The organism is Wenyingzhuangia gilva (assembly GCF_030519655.1).
In the GTDB taxonomy this organism is placed as follows: Bacteria; Bacteroidota; Bacteroidia; order Flavobacteriales; family Flavobacteriaceae; genus Wenyingzhuangia; species Wenyingzhuangia gilva.
The window spans coordinates 1073515-1091115 of sequence record NZ_JAUMIT010000001.1 but is presented as its reverse complement, the minus strand read 5'-3'; the positions used below and the strand labels follow the sequence as shown (position 1 = coordinate 1091115).

Annotated in this window: 13 protein-coding genes and 1 pseudogene; 7 read left to right on the top strand and 7 right to left on the bottom strand. The window is 30.8% G+C overall.

Going from position 1 to position 17601, the window contains the following annotated elements; all coding sequences use genetic code 11:
- Positions 1 to 2: 2 nt before the first annotated feature.
- Together QVZ41_RS04920 and QVZ41_RS04915 are read left to right on the top strand one after the other, a co-directional pair.
- The gene (locus QVZ41_RS04920; RefSeq protein ID WP_302883431.1) at positions 3 to 1337 is read left to right on the top strand and encodes an ATP-binding protein; all 1335 of its coding nucleotides are present in this window, start codon (positions 3 to 5) and stop codon (positions 1335 to 1337) included.
- 7 nt (positions 1338 to 1344) lie between these two features.
- Positions 1345 to 1710, top strand: a complete 366-nt coding sequence (locus tag QVZ41_RS04915) for a response regulator (RefSeq protein WP_302883430.1) — start codon at positions 1345 to 1347, stop codon at positions 1708 to 1710.
- Positions 1711 to 1736: 26 nt separating this feature from the next.
- Here QVZ41_RS04915 and QVZ41_RS04910 read toward each other — a convergent pair whose 3' ends face one another.
- Positions 1737 to 2723 (bottom strand): helix-turn-helix domain-containing protein, encoded by a 987-nt coding sequence (locus QVZ41_RS04910; RefSeq protein WP_302883429.1) that lies wholly within the window; start codon positions 2721 to 2723, stop codon positions 1737 to 1739.
- A 103-nt stretch (positions 2724 to 2826) separates the two neighbouring features.
- Between QVZ41_RS04910 and QVZ41_RS04905 the strand changes: the two genes are divergently transcribed.
- From QVZ41_RS04905 to QVZ41_RS04885, 5 genes are all read left to right on the top strand, one after another.
- Positions 2827 to 5262 carry a TonB-dependent receptor gene (locus QVZ41_RS04905; RefSeq protein WP_302883428.1) on the top strand — a complete coding sequence of 812 codons (2436 nt, stop codon included), beginning with the start codon at positions 2827 to 2829 and terminating at the stop codon, positions 5260 to 5262.
- Positions 5263 to 5276: 14 nt separating this feature from the next.
- A complete protein-coding gene (locus QVZ41_RS04900) occupies positions 5277 to 6629 on the top strand; it encodes a hypothetical protein (protein ID WP_302883427.1) in 1353 nt (450 codons plus the stop codon).
- A gap of 74 nt (positions 6630 to 6703) precedes the next feature.
- On the top strand, positions 6704 to 8197 hold the full coding sequence (locus QVZ41_RS04895; protein WP_302883426.1) for an ankyrin repeat domain-containing protein: 1494 nt from the start codon (positions 6704 to 6706) through the stop codon (positions 8195 to 8197).
- Positions 8198 to 8209: 12 nt separating this feature from the next.
- Positions 8210 to 8701 (top strand): DUF2271 domain-containing protein, encoded by a 492-nt coding sequence (locus tag QVZ41_RS04890; protein ID WP_302883425.1) that lies wholly within the window; start codon positions 8210 to 8212, stop codon positions 8699 to 8701.
- An 8-nt stretch (positions 8702 to 8709) separates the two neighbouring features.
- Positions 8710 to 10902, top strand: a complete 2193-nt coding sequence (locus QVZ41_RS04885) for a PepSY domain-containing protein (protein WP_302883424.1) — start codon at positions 8710 to 8712, stop codon at positions 10900 to 10902.
- 39 nt (positions 10903 to 10941) lie between these two features.
- Here QVZ41_RS04885 and QVZ41_RS04880 read toward each other — a convergent pair whose 3' ends face one another.
- From QVZ41_RS04880 to gpmI, 6 genes and pseudogenes are all read right to left on the bottom strand, one after another.
- Complete coding sequence (locus QVZ41_RS04880; protein WP_302883423.1) at positions 10942 to 12423, bottom strand: cryptochrome/photolyase family protein; 1482 nt, start codon at positions 12421 to 12423, stop codon at positions 10942 to 10944.
- Positions 12420 to 12557 (bottom strand): DUF2256 domain-containing protein, encoded by a 138-nt coding sequence (locus QVZ41_RS04875; RefSeq protein ID WP_302883422.1) that lies wholly within the window; start codon positions 12555 to 12557, stop codon positions 12420 to 12422. The genes QVZ41_RS04880 and QVZ41_RS04875 overlap by 4 nt, the downstream gene beginning before the upstream one ends.
- Before the next feature lie 12 nt (positions 12558 to 12569).
- A pseudogene (locus QVZ41_RS04870) lies at positions 12570 to 14046 on the bottom strand (cryptochrome/deoxyribodipyrimidine photo-lyase family protein).
- The gene (locus QVZ41_RS04865) at positions 14022 to 15140 is read right to left on the bottom strand and encodes an FAD-binding domain-containing protein (RefSeq protein WP_302883420.1); all 1119 of its coding nucleotides are present in this window, start codon (positions 15138 to 15140) and stop codon (positions 14022 to 14024) included. Before QVZ41_RS04865 ends, QVZ41_RS04870 begins: the two are co-directional and overlap by 25 nt.
- Before the next feature lie 191 nt (positions 15141 to 15331).
- Entirely contained in the window at positions 15332 to 15733 is a 402-nt protein-coding gene (locus QVZ41_RS04860) for a DUF2452 domain-containing protein (RefSeq protein ID WP_302883418.1), read from the bottom strand.
- 175 nt (positions 15734 to 15908) lie between these two features.
- The gene (gene gpmI, locus QVZ41_RS04855) at positions 15909 to 17426 is read right to left on the bottom strand and encodes a 2,3-bisphosphoglycerate-independent phosphoglycerate mutase (RefSeq protein ID WP_302883417.1); all 1518 of its coding nucleotides are present in this window, start codon (positions 17424 to 17426) and stop codon (positions 15909 to 15911) included.
- Between the last annotated feature and the right edge of the window lie 175 nt (positions 17427 to 17601).

The following is a 17601-nucleotide window of genomic DNA, read 5'->3' as shown; positions in this document are numbered from 1 at the left end:
ACATGAGTAACAAAGAACTATCTAAATTAAAGAAACAATTACAACTCATTAATGAGACTGTTTCCAATGATGTATATAATCTTGGAGAACAATTTTTTGAAAAAATTGTTCTTAAATTAAACAAAGCACTTGATGCAGATTATACATTTATTGGAAAATTATCCGAAAATCATAATTCTGTTGAAACATTATCTTTAGTTAATACAAAAGGAGTTCTTGAAAATATTACATACGATTTAAAAAATACACCTTGTCAAAATGTTATTGGTCAAAATCCTTGTTCATATTTAAAAAACATTCCTGAGTTATTCCCTAACGATCAATTACTTATTGACATGGGAATTGAAGCTTATGTAGGTGTGCCTCTATACGATTCTAAAAAAGAACCTACTGGAATTCTGGTCTGTCTTTTTAAAAACGAAATTAAAGATACCTATGCTATCGAATCTATTTTAATGATTTTTGCCTCAAGGGCTAGTGCAGAACTAGAACACATGAAACTTTATGATGCTCTTGAAAAACACAAAAAAAAGTTAGAATCTACCGTTGAGTACAGGACTAAAGAACTCAACAAAAAAAACAAAGAACTTGAATCCTCTAACCAAGAATTAGCTAAAACTTTAGAGAGTCTTCAAAAAGCACAAATACAATTAATTCAATCGGAAAAGATGGCCACGCTTGGAATTTTAACTTCTGGTGTTGCTCATGAAATCAATAACCCTCTTAATTATTTAATTGGTGCCCAAATTGGTTTATCTAATTATTTTGAAAATCATCAAAGTCTAGATCCCGAGAATACTAACATTTTACTAGAAAGTATAAATGTTGGCGTTAAAAGAATATCAAATATTGTGAATGGGCTGAACCAATTTAGCCGTAACAATGAAAACATGAATGAAGATTGTGATATCCATTCCATTTTAAATAATTGTTTTGAAATGCTAAGTAGTATTTCAAAACACAAGGTAGATATTATTAAAAAATATTCTGAGGTAACAATTTTGGTTCAAGGAAATTCTGGTAAACTACATCAAGTATTCCTTAACATTCTCTCCAATTCCATACAATCTATAACAGGACATGGAAAAATTGAAGTAGTCACTAAAATAAAAGAAAGAGAAATAATTATTGAAATTGAAGACAACGGACATGGTATTGAAAAAGATATTTTACATAAAATATCAGACCCTTTCTTTACAACAAAACCGCCAGGACAAGGAACTGGACTAGGCTTGTCTATATCAACTTCTATTATTAACGAACATAACGGTGCCTTAAAGTTTGACTCAGAACCTAATAAAGGAACTAAAGTAACTATAAACTTACCTTTAAAATAAGATTGACATGAATAACAAACTTAAAATTCTATATGTTGATGACGAGCTAATAAACAGAAAGATATTTGAAATTGTATTCGCTCATAAATATGAAATATTCATTGCTTCTGACGGATACGAAGGACTTAAAATTCTTGAAGAAACTCCAGATATTTTAATCATTATAAGTGACATGAGCATGCCAGGTTTAAACGGAGTTGAATTTATTAAAAAAGCCAAAGAAGCATATCCTTTAAAAAAATATTATATGCTTTCAGGATTTCAAATCACTCCTGAAATTGAAGCAAAAATTGAAGATGGATTAATTTTAAAGTATTTTGAAAAACCCTTAAACAAAAAAGAAATTGAAACAGAAATTGAAAAATACAATTAACACATAACCTTTCTTAAGGTATTAAGTTACTTTTTTAACTGACTTGGTAAATACCCTAATTTTTTTTTAAATGCAACAGTAAAATGTTGTGGATTTTTATACCCCACTTCATAAGATGCTTCTGAAATGGTATATTTTTCTTTTAAAATTAACTCCTTTGCTTTTTCTATTCTAAGAAAAGTGATGTATTTAAAAATAGTGGTTCCGTAAACTTTTTTAAAACTCTTTTTTAATTTAGAGGTATTCAAACCTGCAATTAATGACAATTCAGAAATATTTAATTCCTCTTTTAAATGAGTTTGAATATAGTCTTCTACCCTTCTCAAGTTTTCTTTTTCTACACCAGAAATTTCACTAACTTCTTTTTCTGACTCATTATTCATTAAAGACACAAGTACCAACTCTGTAAGCTTGGCCTCTAAAAACGATTGTTTTGTTGTTCCTTCAAAAGAACATTCTAAAAAGTCTTGTATGATATTTTTAAGATGTATGCTTAAAAGCAATCCTTCATCAAAAAACGCAAATGGACGTTTTCTTTTTTTAGCTTTTTGAAATTCAACCAGAGTTTGTGTAAAACAATAGCCCATTTTACTCTGCAAATAAGACTCTAAAAAGTAGATATTTAAAACCTGTTTCTTTTTAGATGAGTATTTATATAAGTTATTAGATGCCGGAATATAAAACAGATTATAAGTGTTCTTACGCAATGTAAAAGATGAATTTGCCTCTCCATCTAAACAACAAGCTAATTCACCATCTATCACAAATTGTAATAAAAAAACATTATGATCGTGTGTAACCTCTAAGGTATCATCATCTTGAATATTTATATTATGATAATCTTGATAGACAACGTATGCTTGGTCTAAATGAATTTCTTTTACGGTTCCAACAACGCCATCATTAAACTTAGAATATTCTATCTCCTCTAAAATCTTGTTTTCAAAATTCTGCTTAAAGTTTTTCACAAGCTCACCTGCATCACATTCTGAACTCTTAAAACGAATTTCCATTTATTCCTTTTGCGTTATTATAAATTCCTTTTACGTTAATTAGATTCTTTCTACATAACATACTTTTGCAAAAGTAAATTATTTTTATCAAATCTAAATAGAAATGGAATTTAAATTGTTTTTCATCTTTTTTACAGTGATTACAGCATCTTACTCACAAAATTTGCAAAACATCATCTCTGGAAAAGTGATTGATCGAAAAGGGCAACCTCTATTTGGTGCAACCATATCTATTGATAATAATTCACAAGCTTCTATTGTGGATGAAAATGGAAATTATAGTATCAACAACCTCCCAAACGGAAAACACTTGATAAAAGCATCTTATATGGGCTTTAAAACAGAACATAGAGAAATTGTTTTTAACAACCGAAAAAAAGACATTCATTTAAATTTTTCTCTAGAAGAAAATACAGAATCACTACAACAAGTTCGTCTTTTAGGAAAAACACAAAAAACTAAAATTGAAGAAAAAGGTTTTGCTGTTAATGTCATAGAAACCAAAGAAGCTAGTCTTAGAAACATTCAAACAAATGAGCTATTAAATACTACCGTTGGTGTAAAGCTACGTCAAAATGGTGGATTAGGTTCAAACGTACAATATATGCTGAATGGATTGTCTGGTAGCTCAGTTCGTATTTTTATTGATGGTATTCCTATTTCTGTTTATGGTTCTTCATTTAGTTTAAACAGCATTCCTCCATCTATGATTAAAAGAATAGAAGTATACAAAGGAGTAATCCCTGGACATTTAGCTGATGATGCTTTGGGAGGAGCAATCAACGTGGTTTTACACAAAGGAACCAAAAGTAATTTTAACGCTTCAGTATCTTATGGGTCTTTTAATACTTTTCAAGCAAGTGTAAATGGTTTGTATCGATTTGACAAATCAGGTTTTACAATAAAAACATCTGGTTTTCATAATTACTCAGACAACGATTATAAAGTTTGGGGAGGTATGGTTAAACATATAGAAGTAGATGGTAGTCAGACTCCAATCACTGCTAAAAGATTTCACGATGCATATAGATCTACTGGAGGAATGGCTCAAATTGGATTCACAGATGTAAAATGGGCTGATCAATTTTTTATTGGAATGACTGGTTCTGATGATTACAAACAAGTACAACATGGAGCTTTTATGACTATTAGTCCTTACAAAGGAAGATTTTTAGAATCTAATGCCTTGTTAACAAACATGAGCTACATAAAAAAAGATTTATTAACAAAAGGACTTAGTGTAAATTTTAATGGTTTATATGGGAAAAGAAAAAGAATTGTAAACGATACAGTAGATCAAGCATACACTTGGAAAGGAGTAAAAATGCAACGTAAAGATTTTGAAAACCCAGGACAAGTCATTGACCATAAATATCCATGGGGATCACAACAAGAAGGAGGTCCTACTTTGATGAATATTCGTAGAAATGTAGCTTCTATGAGAACTGGAATATCTTATAAAGCCAATAAACATCATAAAATCTTATTCAATCATGTGTATAGCGGTTTAGATAGAGAAGACACCGACGAAATGGTCTCTTACTTAGAAAACACCTTTAAACAAACAAGCGACTTATACAAAAACATTTATTCTTTAAGTTATGAATTAAATGCTTTTAAGAAAAGACTAAAATTGAATGTATTTGGAAAACACTATCGACAAAAAATAAAAAACACTCAACCAAAATATAACGATGATAAAACAGAAGTTATTAAAGATGTATATCAGAGCGATAAAGATTATAACGGTTATGGTTTTGCAGGCTCTTTTGCCATACTAGAAAACATTATTGTATTAAGTTCTGCTGAAAAAGCGATTCGTTTACCTAATGAAAATGAAGTGTTCGGAGATGCTGGTGACAATCTAATAGCAAATTTAGGTGTAAAACCTGAAATTAGTATGAACTATAATTTAGGAATCTGCTTAGGAAAATTCAATATTAAAAAACATGGAGTAACTCTTTCAACAAATCTTTTTTCCAGAAATATTCAAGATTTAATTGGACTACCCGCAAATGCAGACGATTCATGGGAAAATGATGAATTGGTTCAATACGCTAATTTTAATGAAAAAACCACCTCTAAGGGTATTGAAGCTCAATTTAATTATTCTTACAATAATAATTTTGGTTTTAGTTTTAACTTTTCAAAATTAAGTTTAAAAACTAGAAATAGAAGAGGACAAATAGTTGATGTACCTAACACTCCTCTCTTCACTATGAATGGAGCCTTTCGTTATTCTTTAAAAGATTTCATTCAAAAAAATGCTCGTTTAAACCTTTTCTACGATGCCTACTATACCCATGAATTTTCATATAAAACTGCTCAAGGTACAAATGTAACAGGACTTGATGCATTTTTAGTACCTACACAATTCATTCAAAATTTTGGATGTAGTTATGCATTTCCTAAGAATCGTTTTGTCTTAAGTTTTGATGCTAAAAATATTTTTAATCAAGCTGCTTATGACAATCGATCGGTACAAAAACCAGGAAGAGCCTTTTACATAAAACTAAATTATTTTATCAACAAATTATAAATACAATTATTAATATGAAAAAACAGTTTTTAACCTTAAAAACATTAGCATTAAGTTCATTAATGTTAACCTTAAGTTGTACTGATGAATCAACAGATACAATTGGAGAAGAAAAAAATGATGACAGTAGATGGATTACTATTGCTGGTGCAAGAATGGGTAGCAACCCTGGAGATGGTAACGGAGGAACTTTAATATACTCGGTTAGTACAGAAGATGCAAAAGACCCAACAGTTACTATTGAACCTTTTGATAATGGTTTTGTGGTTCCTTCTAACAGAACTGCAAGATTACAAGCTTCCGAAGATGGTAGCACTATTTTTAACATCAGCTACGCAGGTGATACAGGAGGAAACTACACTAAATATACTGTAAACGGTGGTCAAAACTTCGTACAAACAGGTTCTGAAATTAGTATTGCTCCTTATGTTGGTTCTGCTCCAAGATGGATTAAATTGTTTGATGGGGACCAAACAGGATGTGCTGTATATGTTTCTACAGAACATCAAATGGACGACAACGGAACTCCAGAAGACGAAACTGATGATACTTACATTAGAACCGAAGCTAAAGTAGGAATTGTACTTTTAGACTTAGTAAATTCTAGGATTTTAAACTTTAAAGAATTAAGTGTTCCGTTATCTGCCGAAGAAGAAGCTAATGGCTACTACTTCTCAAGAGTTGACATGCCTACTTTAAATGCAGCAGGTGATAAATTATACATTGGTGGTCGTTTAAGCAAAGTAGACCCTACAACTGTTGAAAGTGATAGAGAAGGAGATATTTTAGCCTCTAAAACTATTGTTTTAGACTACCCTACTTTATTTAACCCAGAAGTAATCACTTCCGGTGTAGGATACGGAAACACAAATGGATACCGTAGTATCAATGCTTTTGAATACAACGGAGCTGTGTATCAAGCAAACCAAGGAGACCCAAATGGTTCTCATATCTTAAAAATTGGAGCAAATAATCAATATGACGACTCTTATGTATTTAGCTTAGATGAAGCACTTGGTATTGAAGGGGCCTATGTATTAGCATGGAGACCTGCTGCTAACGGAAAAGCAGTATTAGCTTACCGTCATAATGGTTCCGAAGAAGGTGTTTCTGGGCAACAAGGATTTTTTGCTTTAGTTGATTTAGAAGCTAAAACAGCTACGAAAATTGAAGACATTCCTTACGAAGCCGATTTTTACTTATTCCAATATCAAGGATTTGCCGTTAATGGAAATGAAATTTACTTAACTGAAGCTCCTGTTGGAAAAAATGGAAATATTTATGTTGTAGATACCGAAACTGAAACTGTTACCAAAGGTGCTCAATTAATAAATGTAGAAGGAAGTCACTTTATAGGTGCTTGGTAATTAAAAAAACAAACAATCTTAAGTCCCTTTTTAACCTTTGTTAGAAAGGGACTTTCCTAATAAAAACAAGTATCATGAAAATAAAATTGTTGAGCCTATTATTGGCTCTATCTCAATTTACTTTTGCACAAAGAGGAGGCCCTCAAAGCAAAAACGAGCTACATAACCGATCTTTTTGGCAGACACAACCAACCGTTGAAGCTGTAAAACAAAAAATAAAAGAAGGGAACGATGCCGTTACTCCAAACGGAGCTGCTTTTGATGCCGTGTGTTATGCAATCATGGCTAAAGCACCCGTAAAAACTATTGAATATTTATTGTCTTTACCTGGAAATGATATCAACAAACCTACGCACGATGGTAGAAGTTATTTAATGTGGGCTGGATATTCAGGCGACATTCCTACCATGGAGTTATTATTAAGCAAAGGAGCGGATATTAACATTGCTGGTAGCCATGGTTTTACTTGGTTTACTTTTACTTTAAATGCAGGTCATGAAAACACTAAAATTTATGATTTAATGGCAGCAAATGGTATAGATTTAAAAAGCACCACCAGAACAGGAGCCAATGCAATTATGTTATTAGCGGCCCACTCTAAAGATGAAAAAATTATTAAGTATTTTCAACAAAAAGGAGTAGATGCACATGCAAAAGATAACAATGGAAATAATGTTTTATTTTATGCTGCACAACGTGGTAATTTAAGTCTAATTAAAAACTTTATTAACAAAGGATTTGACTACAAACTCTTAAACAACAAAGGAGAAAATCTTGTTCTTTATGCTAGCCACGGAGGAAGAGGTTCTAGCAATTCTATAGAAGTATTTAAATATTTTGACAGCCTAGGTTTAAACATGAATCTAAGCAATCAAGAAAATCAAAATGCTTTACATTTTGTTTGTAGCAACACCAAGGATGTTAATATTATTGACTATTTCATTAACAAAGGGGCAAATATCCATCAGAAAGATACGCAAGGAAACACTCCTTTTTTAAATGCTTGTAGAGGAGGAAATATCTTAGCGGTAAACAAGTTATTACCACAAGTTAAAAACATCAATCAAAAAAATAACGAAGGGATATCTGCTGTTATTTATGCAACGCAACGTATTAACAAAGAGTTGTTAGATGTTTTATTAGCAAACAATGTACAGTTAGATGTAGTGGATAAAGATGGAAACAATTTATATTATTATTTATTTAATGCTTATAACAACCGATCTAAAGCACATTTTAACGATTTTATAAACGTTTTAAAACAAAACAACATCTCATTTACAAAAGCTGCATCAAACACCACTCCGTTGCACATTGCCATAGAAAAAGGACAAGTAGACTTAATTTTAACAGCTATTGAATTGGGAGCTAACATCAACCAAAAAAATAGCGATGGATTAACTCCGTTACATTTATCAGCAATGAAAGCAACTAATGATAAAATTTTAAAATTATTATTAAGCAAGGGAGCTGATAAAAGTATTTTAACAGATTTTGAAGAAAGTACCTATGATTTAGCTGCAGAAAACGAATTGTTAAAAAATACTGACATTACTTTTTTAAAATAAACCTGATTTGATATGAAAGCATTTAAATATATCTTTTTTGTAGCATGCTTATTTTTAATGGCATTTACTACTTTAAAAACTACTGAAGCCACACAAAAATACAAGTGTATGGTTCAGTTAAAAAACTATCAAGGAGAAGGAGCTTATGTAATTGTTTCTTTAGTTGATAAAAACAACAAGTATATAAAAACTTTACAAGTTTTAGGTGAGGATACAAAATGGTATGCAGACATCACTTCTTGGTGGTCTTTCTTTGAACCTAAAGAAAAAACAACAAATATTGATGCTATTACAGGAGCAACAATTGCTGGTGGAGAACGTGCTGTTTTTGTTATAGAAGTAAACCAAAATGACATCAATAAAGGAAACAAAATTCGTTTTGAAACTGCTGTAGAGCAACAAGAATATCATATTAAAGATTTAGAAATTTCGCTAGACTCTGAGATACAGAAAAAATATGAAGGAACAGGATACATAAGATATGTTAGAATTTTACCAAACTAATTAAGTATATGCTTTACAAAATATGGAGATACAGTCATTTTTATTTAACTGTATCTTCTTCTTTATTTTTACTTTTAGCCGCTATTACGGGTGCTATTTTAGCTTTTAAACCCATACAGGAAAAACTTCAACCTTTTTACATTCATCAGGCTAATGAGGTTGTATTATCTGAATTAATAGATACTCTCTCTAATAAATACGATGAAGTTTTAGACTTGGAAGTAGATAACAATTATTTTGTAAAAGCAACTGTTTTTGGTTTAGAAGAAAGCGGGCAATTTTATATCAATCCTTTTGATGGAAACAAATTAGCAGATATTCCAAAACCCAATACTTTTTTTGAGTCTATTACCAATTTTCACAGATCTTTATTTCTAAAAACTACTGGGAGAATTTTTGTTGGGATTACTTCCTTTTTACTTTTTTTAATTGCCATTACAGGTTTATTACTAGCTATTAAAAGACAAGGAAGCTTTGTAAAATTTTGTTCCAAAATAATTAAAGATGGTTCCATACAATACAATCATGTAACTTTAGGTAGACTGCTGTTAATTCCTATTATCATCATTGCTTTTACAGGAACTTATTTGTCCATGGAAAAATTATCTTTACTTCCTAACACCAAAGTTTCTACAATAACAAACAAAACTCAAAACAACAAAGCCATCCCTCTTTCTGAGTTCGCTATATTTAAAAAAACCAGCCTTAAAGATATTACAAAGTTAGAATTCCCATTTTCTACTGATGAAGAAGATTATTTTACCTTAAGTTTAAAAGATAAAGAACTAAAAATCAATCAAAAAACAGGATTTATAGTTCAAGAAACTCATTATCCATTTGTTCAGATTTTATCTGTTTTAAGTTTTAATTTACACACTGGAAATGGTAGTATTCTTTGGTCTTTTATTTTATTAATCAGCTCTTTAGGAATTTTATATTTTATGTATTCTGGAGCAATGATATCTTATTACAGATTACGTTCTAAAATCAAAAATAAATTTACCGCTCAGCAAGCCGAATATATCATTTTAATAGGATCTGAAAACGGAAGTACCAAACAATTGGGAAAAGTTTTACAACAAGCCTTAATTCAAGCGAATCAGAAAGTTTTTTTAGATGATTTAAACAATTACCAAACCTACTCAAAAATAAAACACTTGCTTATTTTAACTTCAACTTACGGACAAGGAGAGCCCCCAAGCAATGCTAATTTATTTCTAAAAAAACTGCAACAAACAAAAATCGTTCATCCTTTTGATTGTCATATCATCGGTTTTGGATCTTTTTCTTATCCTAAATTTTGTGAGTTTGCTAAAGAAATTCATAGACAAACTTTGTTACAACCAAACATTAACATTGCAACTGAAACGCCATTGTTAATACACAATCAAAATTATATACAATTTAAAAACTGGGTTGATACTTGGGCTAAATCTTTAAAACTAAACATCTCAATTCCAAAAGAGCTTAGCACCAAAAAACAAAAAGAAACAAGTTTTAAAATTATTGATAAAACCAATATCAAAGATCAATATGATGAAACTTTCACTTTGACTTTATCCCAAACCAAAAGGAAAAAATTTGCTGCGGGTGATTTGTTAAGTATTATTCCGCCTGATGAAACTACGGAACGTTTATATTCTACTGGAAAAAATGCAAATGGCGATTTATTATTAAGTATCAAAAAACATACATACGGCGTTTGTTCTAACTACTTAAATCAGTTAAAACCAAACGATACTTTAAAAGCTATTATTCAAAAAAACAAAGATTTTCATCTTCCTAAAAAGGCAGATAGCGTTACTTTAATTGCCAATGGAACAGGAATTGCTCCTTTTTTAGGAATGATATATGAAAAAACAAAAGCTGAAATGACCTTGTATTGGGGTACACGAACAAAAATATCAGCAACACTTTATAAATCTTTAATTTTAGAAGCTCAACAAAAAGGGATTTTACAGCATTTTGATATTGCTTTTTCTAAAGAAGTACATCCTTATAATTATGTACAAGATTTACTAGTTAGAGATGAAAATATCATTGTAAAAAAATTAAAAAACGGTGATATTTTTATGCTCTGTGGTTCAATTGCTATGAGAGATGCTGTTTTTATTCAACTAGAAAAAACATGCATCAAAAACCATTTACAACCTTTTGAGGTTTATAAGAACAACGGACAAATATTGACTGACTGTTATTAGAAAACCTTTTAGAAATAGATCTAAAAGGTTTTCTAACACTTATCTTATTGATTCTAAAAAAAGTGAAGCATTTTTTAAATGTGCTTCTTGTTTGCTCTTGTCCATTTTATCAAACATAGAAACCATCATTCTTAATCTTGGATTTTGTTTTAAAAAGTCACGGTGTTTATCTATAAAACTCCAATACAAACCATCCCACACATTTTGCCAATCTCCCTTTTTGTAATTACTCATTTTCATGAGGTAGTTACTTCCACTAATATAAGGTTTGGTGCACATTAAGCCTCCGTCTGCAAACTGACTCATTCCATATACATTTGGCACCATTACCCAATCATAAGCATCTATAAACAACTCCATAAACCATTGGTAAACATCATCTGGATTAAATTCGCAAAGCAACATAAAATTACCTAACACCATTAAACGTTCTATATGATGACAATAACCTGTGTTTAACACTTTCTTTATGGTTTCATCCAAAGGATAAATACCTGTGGTACCATTGTAAAAAGAAGCAGGGATTTTTTTATTAAAACCCCAAAAATTAGTGGTTCTTTCTTTTTGTCCACTAACATGATACACTCCCCTAACAAACTCCCTCCATCCTATAATTTGTCTAACAAAACCTTCTGTAGAATTTATGGGAATATTATTATTTTTAGCAAACTCCAAACTTTGCTTAATAATTATATCAGGAGTAATAAGCCCAACATTAAGCATGGGAGACAACACACTGTGGTGTAAAATGGAACTTTGATCAACAATAGCGTCTTCATAGGTACCAAATTCTAAAAATCGTTGTTCTAAAAACTGAGTAAACCATTGCTCCGTTGCTTTAAAACTAGTTGGATATAATGATTGTGAACTCAATCTTCCCAAATTTTCAGAAAAATAAGTTTCTACATATTCAATAGCCTCTTTGTAATACTCATCTACATCTGGAAATTGTATGGGTGGTGGTGTTTTTTTTGCCGGATATTTTTTTCTATTCTCATCATCATAACTCCACTTTCCTCCTTCCGGATTCCCTTCTACATCCATTAAAAGATTACGTTGTTGTCTTTCTTGTTTATAGAATGTGGTTTGAAAATATTTTTTCTTATCCTTTTTAAAAAAAGAACCAAGATCTTTATTTGTATTTAAAAACAGTAAAGTATCATAACATGTTAAAGAAATATGTTGTTCTGCAGCACCTTCTTTAATTCTTTTAAACAACCAATCATCAACAGGATCTATATAGTTTATATGCTCAATCCCTTTCTCTTTTAAAAAAGGCATCAATTTTCTAATATCCGAAAGCTTATTTACGGCCTCAATATACTTTACTTCTAATCCTTTAGATATCAAAAAAGTTTCATAAGCTTTCATGCTAGCTCTGTGAAATGCAATTTTTTGTTTATGGAATTTATATTGCTTAAAAAACAGAAATTCTTCTACTAAATAAACAATCTCCTTAGTATCTAAAAAAGGAGATTCTTTAAACAGTTGGTTTGGAAATATAAGGTTTACCGTTTTCATACTTTTGTTTTATTTCTTTTGCAACGTTCACTACAATACTTTACTTCGTTCCAGTTTTTTTCCCATTTTTTTCGCCATACAAACGGACGTTTGCAAACCAAACAAGTTTTTTGAGGAAGATGTTCTTTTTTCATCACACAAAAAATTTAATGTTTATTAACATGTACCTTTAACAATCTTTTTTTTTCTTGTACAACAATGGAATGTTTTCTGTGCCCCCAAATTTTATCTCTAGCTGCATTAGAACTTTCCTTTAAATCAACAATAGGTAAAGGATAATCTTCTCCAATACGTACACCACAAAAGACTTGTTCCATGGCTGTCATTTTCCAAGGTTCGTGAATGTATGCTTCGGGAACATTTTTTAACTCTGGTACCCATTCTTTTATAAAAATTCCTTTAGGATCGTGTTCTTCCGAATTTTTAATAGGATTATAAATTCTAATTGTATTAATACCTGTGGTGCCTGCTTGCATTTGAAACTGGGGATAATGGATTCCTGGTTCATAATCTAAAAATTGTTTGGCTAAATGATATACTCCATCCCTCCAATCCTGATCTAAATTAAACACCAAAAAAGACACAACCATGGCACGCATTCTAAAATTAATCCATCCTGTGCTCCACTGCTCTCATACAAGCATCAACAATAGGATAGCCTGTGGTACCTGTTCGCCATGCTCTTATGTAATCATTATTTTTAGTATGCAACAACAATTCGTATCCTTTATTAATACACATTGTTTCATAACTACACGCTACTTCAAATTTTTGTATAAAATGACAATGCCAATGCAACCTAGTTAACATTGCCGAAAAAGCTTTACTATTCTTAGTTCCATTAGGATGTGTACCTACATACTGAAAAACTTGTTTAATACTTATATTTCCCCATGCTAAAAAAGGAGACAATCTACTGCAAGACATCCTACTTTCTGTTGGTTTAGAAATGTGTTTTTGATAATTAAAACCTCTATTATTTGTAAAAGAACTTAAATACCTCCATGCATTTTCTTCTCCTGCAGGTTGATATTGTTTTGGATATTCTTTTAATTGATTTTCGAGTTTTAAAGGCAAATTAAAATGATGATTTGGAATTGTAATTATTCCCTTTGTGTATTTATTGTGAAGAATAGGTTGATGCATTTTTTGATGCCATAATCTATTCCAATTATCTCTATTTTTGATGCCTCGAAGTACTCCATCTTTTTGAAATTCTTGCCAAACAATATGATTCGATTGACAAAATTTTCGAACTACTTTATCTCGTATCCACGTTTGTTTAATACCACTTTCTTGGTAACTAAATAGATTTTGAATTTGATAATGTGTGATTAAGAATTGAAATACATCCAAAGCTTCACCATAAAAACAGTTCACTTTTCTATTAAAAGGTTTTAATCTCTTGTTTAGAGATTTTATTGAATGATACACAAATTGTAAATGCCTAAGACTTGTATCTGGATATTGAATGAATGAAGGTTCAAATAAAAAAATAATGATATAAGACAACCTACTTTCTTCTGCTTTATACAAAGGTGCATGATCTTGCAAACGCAAATCACGCTTTAACCAAACAATATTGATAGATTCTTTACTCAAAATGGCATTTCTTTTTGACATTTTTTCCAAAAACTAAAAAAAGAAGGATAATAGCCTTTTACACTAAACATCCAATCTCTTTGTTCTTCAACACCATGGTAATGTTCATTTAAGGGATGCTCTTTATAGTATATCTTTTTAGGACCATACTCAGCAACAAATTCGCTAAACTCACCAACAAATATTTGAATATTCTGAATATTTTTAGAAAGGTTTAAAACAAAATCTATTGTTTTTTTACTTACAGGATACGCTTCAAAGTGCGAGGGCTCCAAAAGTAAAATTCTATTAGCTTCTATATCATTTTTCCAAAGTGGATCTAAGTTGTAAAAGTTATACATCAAAAAAGGCAAACCATTATTTATAACAATAGATTGTTTCAATGGCAAGGAGGTTTTTAATTTTAACTCATCAACTTCCGCTAAAATTTTTGGAATTTCAAGTAATGGAAAAGCATTATACGGAACATCTAAAAAAGTATTTTCTTGATAAGTGTGACAGTATTTATTTATATTTTCTTGATTTGTGTAATATTTTTTATTGCTATTGGCACCTACCACCCATTGCCAACTAAGTGCGTTACTTGCCCAGTCTGCATCTAACAAATGGTAATACATCCATTGTGCTGGTACTTTCCAATAACTTTGGCCAATATTACATGCTATTGAAGCCAAATACATTCTTACATGATTATGAATATATCCTGTCTCATAAAAATTTTCTATTGCTTTATCTATAGCCAAAATACCAGTTTTAGCATTTACAATAGCTTTAGGAATTTGCTTATTAGAAACGTTAACTTGTTCATTTTTTAAATCTGAATTGATTTGCTTTTTTTTATGAATCCAAACTTGCTGCCAATAATCTCTCCATGCCAATTCTTGAATAAACTTTTGTACAGTCCAAGGTTTATGTCCTCTTTTTAAAACTTCTTTGAAAACATAGTGCGTAGAAATTACACCACGAGAAATATAAGGAGACAAGTAAGAAACGGCTCCATCAATGTAATTTCTTGATTTTCCATAAGCAACAGGATCTATAGCTGTAACTCTATTTATAATTTCATCAAATTGCGTGGGAAACTGATGAAATTCTTGTTCTAACATTGGTTTCATAAACGCTTCTTAATTTTGTTTCCTGTAATGGATTTTTGCTCTTTGCATTTAAATCTTATGACCTCAGGACTTCACTTTTTTAGATGTTTAGACTCACACCCTTTATATACTATTCTTTTTCCCTAACTTCTAAAGTTAACCTCATCAATTTAATAACATCTTTTGTATAAGCTTTTGGTCTTTTCATTCCCCTATTCTTTTTTTTGCCAAACCAAATCCGAATTCAAATAAAAACTTCCTAAAGCACTAAAAGAACATTGATTTGGAGCAATGATGGATAAGAAAGTTTCTCCATTATCTCTTTCATATAAATGATATATTTCTCCAACAATTGGCTCAAAATTAAATTTTGCATTAAAAATCATATGATTGTACTCATACTCTTTCATCATTTTATCGTACTCCTCTTTGATTTCTATATATTTAGCCTGAATTTTTTGATTTACTTTGCGAATACTCTTATTTTTCCAAGCAGCACTATCATTTGCTTTAATAACAGGAGCTCCAATATTGGTTGCATATGGTTTTAATGCAGCATCATATTTTTGGTTTTCAGTATTAAAAACAACATTATCTGGCTTTTTTTCTTTCATAAATTATATGATATCTATTACTAATAACAGTTAATTTTAAAATTATAAAAAGAAATATAAGATATGCTAGCTTCTGATAAATTGTGCTATTTTAGAATTGATTAAGATAATTTTAAAACCAAAAAAGCCCAACAGAATCTGTTGAGCTTTTTAACTAAAATGTATCTTTTGTTCCTTAAACCAAAGGAAATCTTGTCATTTCTTCTGGTTGCGCTACACCAATCATTTTTAAAATAGTTGGAGCTACATCTCCTAAAACACCATCTTTAATTTCTTTGATATCGTGATCAACTAAAATTAAAGGAACAGGGTTTGTCGTATGAGCTGTGTTTGGAGATCCATCAGGATTAATCATCACCTCACAATTACCGTGATCGGCAATCACCAAAGTAGAATATCCATTTTCTAATCCAGTCTCAATCACTGCCTTAGCACATGCATCAACTGCTTCACAGGCCTTAATTGCGGCATCCATCATTCCGGTATGCCCAACCATATCACCATTTGCAAAGTTTAAACATACAAAATCAGCTTCTCCTTTCTTTAAATCTTCGCACAAAGCATCTTTTAATTCATAAGCACTCATTTCTGGCTTTAAATCATAAGTGGCTACTTTTGGTGAATTACGTAAAATTCTCGATTCTCCTTCAAAAGGATCTTCTTGACCTCCAGAGAAAAAGAAAGTTACATGTGGATATTTTTCTGTTTCTGCAATACGAATTTGTTTTTTCCCAGCTTTAGACAAAACTTCACCAATCGTATTTTTAATATTATCATTGTTATAAATTACATTGATTCCTTTAAACGTTTCATCATATAAAGTAATGGTTGTAAAATATAAATTTAACTTTTTAGTGTTTTGTTCAGGGAAATCATTTTGAGACAACATGTTTGTTAACTCTCTACCTCTATCCGTTCTATAGTTAAAGAATAAAACAACATCTCCTTCTTCTATAACAGCTTTTGGACTTCCATCGGCATTCGTCATAATTACTGGTTCTAAAAATTCATCAGTAACTCCAGCTTCATAATTTGCTTTTAAGCTGGCAATAGCATCCGTAGATTTTGTTCCCTCTGCATGTACCACAGCATTGTAAGCTTTTGCTACACGCTCCCAACGATTGTCTCTATCCATCGCAAAATAACGACCTGTCATTGAAGCTAATTCTCCAGTAGTTTTAGCCATATATTCTTGAACATCGCTAATGAAAGCAGCTCCAGATTTAGGATCTGTATCTCTACCATCCGTAAATGCATGTAAGAATAAATTATCAACTTCATTCTCTTTAGCTACATCTAACAATCCCTTGATATGATCGATATGAGCGTGTATTCCCCCATTAGAAACCAATCCTAATAAATGAACTTTTTTGTTATTTTCTTTGGCATATTTATAAGTATCAACCAATGCTTTTTCTTGCCCTAAAGTTTTTTCTCTAACCGCAATGTTAATCCTAGTTAAGTTCTGATATACAATTCTACCAGCTCCTAAGTTCATATGACCCACTTCAGAATTCCCCATTTGACCATCTGGCAAACCAACAAACTCTCCATCAGTACGTAAAGATGCATTTGGATATTTGTCATACAAAGAATCAATATAAGAAGTGTTTGCATTGTATACTGCTGATACTTTTGGATCTTGGGTAATTCCCCATCCATCAAGAATCATTAAGATTACTTTTTTGTTCATTTTAGTTGAATTTTAATTCTAAGAACAAATATAGTGAGAAGCATTAATTAACAAAGGCTAAATCACTAAGAAACAAAGAAAAGGTTTTCGAACAAGGATTAAATTCAATCTCATTCCATTCATTTTTCAATCTAAACATTTCTCCTCCCTTTTTTTATAAAAATTTAACACTAAA